The organism is Streptomyces rimosus subsp. rimosus (assembly GCF_000720725.1).
Lineage (GTDB): Bacteria > Actinomycetota > Actinomycetes > Streptomycetales > Streptomycetaceae > Streptomyces > Streptomyces rimosus_A.
This window is the reverse complement of the sequence record NZ_JOCQ01000047.1, coordinates 56799-63508: the sequence shown is the minus strand read 5'-3', so window position 1 is coordinate 63508 and position 6710 is coordinate 56799. Positions and strand designations below refer to the sequence as shown.

General features: G+C 73.1%; 6 protein-coding genes. 4 read left to right on the top strand and 2 right to left on the bottom strand.

What is annotated here, in order from left to right; genetic code table 11:
- The first annotated feature begins 367 nt into the window (after window positions 1-367).
- Window positions 368-1129, top strand: a complete 762-nt coding sequence (locus IH45_RS1000000146810; protein WP_050515124.1) for a DUF6542 domain-containing protein — start codon at window positions 368-370, stop codon at window positions 1127-1129.
- Here the strand turns inward: IH45_RS1000000146810 and ppgK are convergent.
- Together ppgK and IH45_RS0123880 are read right to left on the bottom strand one after the other, a co-directional pair.
- Entirely contained in the window at window positions 1095-1985 is an 891-nt protein-coding gene (gene ppgK / locus IH45_RS0123885) for a polyphosphate--glucose phosphotransferase (RefSeq protein ID WP_078897742.1), read from the bottom strand. The genes IH45_RS1000000146810 and ppgK overlap by 35 nt on opposite strands.
- A gap of 79 nt (window positions 1986-2064) precedes the next feature.
- Complete coding sequence (locus IH45_RS0123880) at window positions 2065-3108, bottom strand: 4-hydroxy-3-methylbut-2-enyl diphosphate reductase (RefSeq protein ID WP_078897741.1); 1044 nt, start codon at window positions 3106-3108, stop codon at window positions 2065-2067.
- A 314-nt stretch (window positions 3109-3422) separates the two neighbouring features.
- Here IH45_RS0123880 and IH45_RS0123875 point away from each other — a divergent pair, with 314 nt between their 5' ends.
- The 3 genes from IH45_RS0123875 (at window position 3423) to IH45_RS0123865 (ending at window position 6468) form a co-directional block, all read left to right on the top strand.
- A complete protein-coding gene (locus IH45_RS0123875) occupies window positions 3423-4871 on the top strand; it encodes an APC family permease (protein WP_030671994.1) in 1449 nt (482 codons plus the stop codon).
- A 63-nt stretch (window positions 4872-4934) separates the two neighbouring features.
- Window positions 4935-6170 carry an exodeoxyribonuclease VII large subunit gene (gene xseA, locus IH45_RS0123870; protein WP_032918190.1) on the top strand — a complete coding sequence of 412 codons (1236 nt, stop codon included), beginning with the start codon at window positions 4935-4937 and terminating at the stop codon, window positions 6168-6170.
- 10 nt (window positions 6171-6180) lie between these two features.
- Window positions 6181-6468, top strand: coding sequence for an exodeoxyribonuclease VII small subunit (locus IH45_RS0123865; protein WP_030671989.1), 288 nt, complete (start codon window positions 6181-6183; stop codon window positions 6466-6468).
- Window positions 6469-6710 lie beyond the last annotated feature (242 nt).

Below are 6710 nucleotides of genomic sequence, written 5' to 3'. Positions count from 1 at the left end.
CGGTCGTACGGGGGAGGGGCGCCTCCTGGCGCAGCGGCGCAGGGCCCCCGATACGTACGCCGCGTCACGCCCAACGGGTGATTTGTACGCCGAATGGGCCGGTCAGGTCAGTCGAAGCGCGTGTCCGGTAACCGATTAATCCCACTTGGCGGCCTACCGTGGCCGAGTGGAGCAACACAGAGCGCGCAGCCCTCAGCACAGTCCGCCCCGGACCGTCCGTCCGGCAGCGGGCCAGGACGCACGGCTCCCCCGTCCCGCGGAAGCCGTGCCGCCGAACGCTCCGGACGCCCGGGGCGCCCTGGACGCGGCAGGCACCCCGGGTGCCCCGCGGGCGCCGGGCGGACCGGGCGCCCCACGGGGACCGGGTATGACGGGGCCCGGCGGCGAGACGTCGACCGTCTACCGCGTACGTGCCCGTCGGCGCGGCCCCCTGGCGCCCCTGGCGGCGGCCGCCGCACGGCTGCCCTCGGCCCGGCTCACCGGCCTGGGGTGCGGCCTGCTCGGCACCCTCGTACTGTTCGCCTTCGCCTTCTTCGACCAGGTGCTGTTCGACGGTGCGCCGACGGCGTACGGGGTCTTCTTCGTCCTGGTGAGCGTGTGCGCCGGGCTGTGGGTACGGCCGTACGACCTGATCACGGCCCCGATCGCGCTGCCGATCATGTTCACCGTCGGCACCGTGCCGATCAGCCACCACACGGGCGGCTTCGGCGGGCTGCTGATGGGCGTCTTCACGGTGATGGCGACGCAGGCGGGCTGGCTGTTCGCGGGGACGCTGGCTTGTGCACTGATCGCCGTCGTACGCAAGGCGGCGGCCATCGCGCGGCGGCAGGCCGAGCGGCAGGCGCAACGGCAGGCCGAGCGGCAGGTGGCGCGGGTGCAGGGACGGGAGCCTGCCGAGGGCAAGAGCCCAGGTGGAAGCACAGGCGGGAAGGCCGGGAAGGCCGGGAAGGCTTCCGGGCAAGAGCCGGGTCCGGGCTCCGGGCGTTGGCCGCGGCGGCGCGGGCCGGCGGATGAGGGGCCGGGCCCCGGGCAGCGGCCGGGGCTGGCCCAAGGGGCGCACCATCCCCGTAGCCCCGGGCCGCGGGCGGGCCAGGTCAGGGATCGGCCGGCCAGCCGACCTGCGACGTAGCGCCGTCGGAGGAAGACGGAGAAGGAGAGGGAGACGGAGAGGGAGGGGCGGCCAGTGGGCCTGCGGACGCGCCCGCGCCGGCCGGGGCCGCCGCTCCGTCCCGGCTCGCGGCGCCGGCCGCCATCGCCGCGCCCACGATGCCCGCGTTGTTCTGGAGCTGCGCGGGCACGATCTCGGCCCGGATGCCCTCGATCAGCGGCAGGAACTTCGCCGCCTTGCGGCTGACGCCGCCGCCGATCACGAACAGCCGGGGCGAGAAGAGCATCTCCACGTGGGCGAGGTATTTCTGCACGCGGTGCGCCCAGTCCGGCCAGCTCAGATCTTCGTCGTCCTTGACCTTGGTGGACGCCCGCTTCTCGGCGTCGTGGCCGTGCAGCTCCAGATGGCCCAGCTCGGTGTTGGGGACCAGCTCGCCGTCGGTGAAGACGGCGCTGCCGATGCCGGTGCCGAAGGTGAGGACGATGACCGTGCCCCGGCAGTCCCGGCCCGCGCCGAACCGCATCTCGGCCAGGCCCGCCGCGTCCGCGTCGTTGAGGACGGTGACCGGGCAGCCGCCGGTCTCGTCACCGAGGCGGCCGGCCAGCAGCGCGGCGGCGTTCCGGTCGATCCATCCCTTGTCGACATTGGCTGCCGTACGGGTGACGCCGTCGGTCACCACGCCGGGGAATGTCGCCCCGACCGGCCCCGACCAGCCGAAATGCTCCACGACCTGGGTGACGCAGTCCGCGACGGCATCCGGGGTCGCCGGCTGTGGGGTCAGCACCTTGAACCGCTCGTCCGCCAGGTCGCCGCGCTCCAGATCCACCGGAGCGCCCTTGATGCCCGACCCGCCGATGTCCACACCAAAGACCTTCATGCCTAGAGGCTAGGCGCCGGACGGCCGGTTCACCCCCTGACTTTCTTCAGGGGGCTTCCCTTGCGGGCCCGGCTCCGGCTCAGCCCTCGGCGGCGGTCTTCGCCTCGGCGCGCAGGTCGCGGCGGAGTTCCTTGGGCAGGGAGAAGGTGATGGACTCCTCGGCGGCCTTGACGGTCTCCACGTCCTCGTAGCCCCGCTCGGCGAGCCAGTCCAGGACGCCGTGCACCAGGATCTCGGGGACGGAGGCGCCGGAGGTGAGACCGACGGTGGTCACGCCCTCCAGCCAGCTCTCGTCGATCTCCTCGGCGCCGTCGACCAGGTGGGCGGCGCCGGCGCCGGCGCCGAGGGCGACCTCGACGAGACGGACGGAGTTCGAGGAGTTCTTGGAGCCGACGACGATGACCAGGTCGGCCTCGGCGCCCATCTGCTTGACGGCGATCTGGCGGTTCTGCGTGGCGTAGCAGATGTCGTCGCTGGGCGGCGACAGGAGGTTGGGGAAGCGGCCCTTGAGGGCGTCGACCGTCTCCATGGTCTCGTCCACGGACAGGGTGGTCTGGGAGAGCCAGACGACCTTGTCCGGGTCGCGGACCTCGACGTTCGCCACGTCCTCCGGGCCGTCGACCAGGGTGATGTGGTCGGGGGCCTCGCCGCTGGTGCCGATGACCTCTTCGTGGCCCTCGTGGCCGATCAGGAGGATGTCGAAGTCCTCCTTGGCGTACCGGACGGCTTCCTTGTGGACCTTGGTGACCAGCGGGCAGGTCGCGTCGATGGTGGCCAGCTTGCCCTGCTTGGCCTCGTCGTGGACGACCGGGGCGACGCCGTGCGCGGAGAAGATGACGATGTTGCCCGCCGGCACCTCCGCCGTCTCGTCGACGAAGATCGCACCCTTCTTCTCCAGGGTCTTGACCACGTACTTGTTGTGGACGATCTCGTGGCGCACGTAAACGGGCGCGCCGTACTGCTCCAAAGCTTTCTCGACGGCGATCACGGCACGGTCCACGCCCGCGCAATAACCACGCGGCGCGGCGAGCAGGACCCGGCGGCGGTCCTCGCGCGGCGTGGCGGCTCCGTCCGGAGCGCTGGCGGGCGACGGGCTGGGCGTAGCAGCAGTCATACGATCCATCGTACGGGGCGTACTTCGGGGTTCGTGCTGCCGTGGGGGCGCGGCGGGGTGAACGGGGTCGGCGGGGCGTGCGGCGGGGGCAGCGGGGGCGTGACAGGAATGCGGAGGGTGTCATGTAGGGGTGCGGCCGTAGTGACGTGCACGCCGTGCCGTACCGCCTGAGGGCCGCTGCGCCCCTCCTGGCGCGTCCACCCCGCCCGGGGCGCGGCCTTGCCCGAAGCTGGAAGGCGGCCGACGATCATTGTCGGCCTGGTCGTCGGCCTGATCGTCGGCCTGTACGTCGGCCTGTACGTCTCCCGCTGGAGTGACCCATCATGAGCGCACCGTCCGAGCCGAACCCCTCCTCCGGCCCGAACCCCTCCTCCGGGCCGAACCCGTCCTCCCCGCCTCCGTCCACCGCCACCGGCGCCTCCGCCGACACCGGTCTCCGCCGCACGCTGACCTTCCGGGACCTGATCGTCTACGGGCTGCTCTTCATCGCGCCGATGGCGCCCGTCGGCATCTTCGGCACGCTCCAGGCCAAGTCGCACGGCGCGATCACCGTCGTCTACATCGTGGCGACCGTCGCGATGGCCTTCACCGCGTACTCGTACGCGCAGATGGTGCGGGTCGCCCCACAGGCCGGCTCGGTGTTCACGTACGCGCGGGTCGGGCTCGGCGAGAGCGCGGGCTTCGTGGCGGGGTGGATGGCGATGCTCGACTACCTGTTGATCCCGGCGGTGGCGTACCTCTTCTCCGGCATCGCCATGCATGCGCTGGTGCCGTCCGTGCACCAGTGGGTGTGGACGGCGCTCGCGGTGGTCGTCACCACGCTGCTGAACCTCATGGGGGTACGGGCGGCGGCGGTGGCCGGGTTCGTGGTGCTGGCGATGGAGCTGGCGGTGCTGGTGGTGTTCGTGGTGGCGGCGGTATGGGTGCTGATCACGGACGGGGCGCGGCGCGGGTGGTCGGTGCCGCTGACCGGTGAGGGCGGGTTCTCGACGAGCGCGGTGCTGGCGGCGGTGTCGGTGGCGGTGCTGTCGTATCTGGGGTTCGATGCGATCGCGTCGTTCGCGGAAGAGACCACGGGAAGTTCCGCGCGGGTGGCGCGGGCCGTGCTGACCTGCCTGGTGCTGGCGGGCGTGCTGTTCGCCGTACAGACCTACCTGGCGGCGCTGCTCGCGCCGATGTCGGCGGCCGAGCTGGCGGCGGACCCCGCCGCACAGGGCGACGCCTTCTACACGACGGCGGACACGGCCGCCGGCGAGTGGCTGCAGAAGCTGGTGGCGGCGAGCAAGGCGATCGGCGCGGCGTTCGCGGCGCTGGCGGGGCAGGCGGCGGCCGGACGGCTGCTGTTCGCGATGGCGCGGGACCGGCGGCTGCCGGGCGCGATGTCCAAGGTGGACGCGGGCAGCGGGGTGCCGCGGCGGGCGCTGCTGGGCGCCGCGGTGGTGACGCTGGTCGCGGCGGTGTGGGCGGCCCGCCGCGACGACGGCCTGGACCACCTCTCCTCGATCGTCAACGTGGGCGCGCTGACCGCCTTCGGCCTGCTGCACGCCTCGGTGATCGGCTGGTTCTGGGTACGCAAGCGGGCCGAGCGGCCGAACGTCCTCAAGCACGTGCTGGTACCGCTGCTGGGCCTGGCGGTGGTGGTCGCGGTGATCGTGGAGGCCTCCGGGACGGCGCAGATCGTCGGGGCCGTCTGGCTGGCGGTGGGGCTGGTGGTGCTGGCGGTGCAGTACGGGCGTAGGAGGGCCGGTACGGTGGGCGACTCCGAGCGGTGAGCGGCCGGGCACGACCGCTCCGCACCGCCCGGCGTTGTCAGTGCCGGGCTATACGCTCGTGGCATGAGTGTGAGGACGTCTGCGGAGGCGCCGATCCCCGTCGGCGAGGTGTCGCGGCTCATCGGGGGGTGGATCGACCGGCTGGGCGCCGTGTGGGTCGAGGGGCAGATCACGCAGCTGTCCCGGCGGCCGGGCGCCGGCGTGGTCTTCCTGACGCTGCGCGACCCGTCGTACGACATCTCGGTCAGCGTGACGTGCTACCGCCAGGTCTTCGACAAGATCGCCGACGTGGTGAGCGAGGGCGCGCGCGTCGTCGTACACGCCAAGCCGGAGTGGTACGCGCCGCGCGGCCAGCTCTCGCTGCGGGCCGCCGAGATCAAGCCGGTGGGCGTCGGCGAGCTGCTGGCGCGGCTGGAGCAGCTGAAGAAGTCCCTCGCCGCGGAGGGGCTGTTCCGGGCGGAGCGCAAGCGCGGGCTGCCGTTCCTGCCGCAGCTGATCGGTCTGGTCTGCGGGCGGGCCAGCGCCGCCGAGCGGGACGTCCTGGAGAACGCGCGTCTGCGCTGGCCGGCGGTCCGCTTCGAGGTGCGCAACGTCCCGGTACAGGGGGTGCACGCGGTGCCGCAGGTCATCGAGGCGGTCAAGGAGCTGGACGCGCTGCCCGAGGTCGACGTGATCATCGTGGCGCGCGGCGGCGGCAGCGTCGAGGACCTGCTGCCGTTCTCCGACGAGCAGCTGGTCAGGGCGGTGGGCGCGGCCCGTACGCCGGTCGTCTCCGCGATCGGCCACGAACCGGATTCGCCGCTGCTGGACCTGGTCGCCGACCTGCGCGCCTCGACGCCGACGGACGCGGCGAAGAAGGTCGTACCGGACGTGGGCGAGGAGTTCGCCCGTATCCAGCAGCTGCGGGAGCGGGCGCTGCGCGCGGTCGGCGGCTTCCTGGACCGCGAGGAGCGCGGCCTGGCGGCGGCGCTGAGCAGGCCCTCGATGGAGCGGCCCCACCGGATGGTCGAGGAGCGCGAGGACCAGGTCACGGCGCTGCTGGAGCGCGGCCGGCGCACACTGGGGCATCTGCTCGACCGGGCCGACTCCGAGCTGTCGCACACCCTGGCGCGGGTGGTCGCCCTCTCCCCCAAGGCCACCCTGGAGCGCGGGTACGCGGTGCTCCAGAGGCCGGACGGCTCGGCCGTGCGCTCGCCCGAGGAGGTCGCGCCGGACGAGGAGCTGCGGGCCAGGGTCGCCGAGGGCGAGTTCCGGGTACGGGTTTCCGGCGCACCGTCCGATGTCACACCCCCGGATTAGGCTGGGAGCCATGGCGAAGGCGAAGACGGACGGCACGATGGCGGGCGGCGCGGCGGACACGACGGACGCGGCGGCGCAGCCGGAGGGTTCCGCGCTCGGGTACGAGCAGGCCCGGGACGAGCTGATCGAGGTCGTCCGCAGCCTGGAGGCCGGCGGGACCACCCTGGAGGAGTCCCTCGCGCTCTGGGAGCGCGGTGAGGAGCTGGCAAAGGTCTGCCGCCGCTGGCTGGACGGCGCGCGGGCGCGGCTGGACGCGGCGCTGGCGGAGGAGGACGAGGCGGAGGCGGCGGCCGAGTAGCGGTCGGCCGCAGGCGCGGCTGCACGACTGCACGGCTGCTGACCGGCGGGCTGGCGGCCCGGCGGGCCCGGCATCCTGCACCCGTACGTACGGGACCGAGCCGGAACGCCGGCCGCTCCTGCCGCACCGCACCCCCTATCCGCACGAACCCATACGGATCCCGTACGCCCCCGTACGACCACCCCCGGGGCCACCCAACCCACCCCACCTTGTGAACCGAGTCACGATTCCCCGGTTTTAGT

Bases quoted from the DNA above. Each gene is read 5' to 3' on its own strand.
- IH45_RS1000000146810 (WP_050515124.1), top strand. From the start codon at position 368: ATGACGGGGCCCGGCGGCGAGACGTCGACCGTCTACCGCGTACGTGCC.
- ppgK (WP_078897742.1), bottom strand. From the start codon at position 1,985: ATGAAGGTCTTTGGTGTGGACATCGGCGGGTCGGGCATCAAGGGCGCT.
- IH45_RS0123880 (WP_078897741.1), bottom strand. From the start codon at position 3,108: ATGGATCGTATGACTGCTGCTACGCCCAGCCCGTCGCCCGCCAGCGCT.
- IH45_RS0123875 (WP_030671994.1), top strand. From the start codon at position 3,423: ATGAGCGCACCGTCCGAGCCGAACCCCTCCTCCGGCCCGAACCCCTCC.
- xseA (WP_032918190.1), top strand. From the start codon at position 4,935: ATGAGTGTGAGGACGTCTGCGGAGGCGCCGATCCCCGTCGGCGAGGTG.
- IH45_RS0123865 (WP_030671989.1), top strand. From the start codon at position 6,181: ATGGCGAAGGCGAAGACGGACGGCACGATGGCGGGCGGCGCGGCGGAC.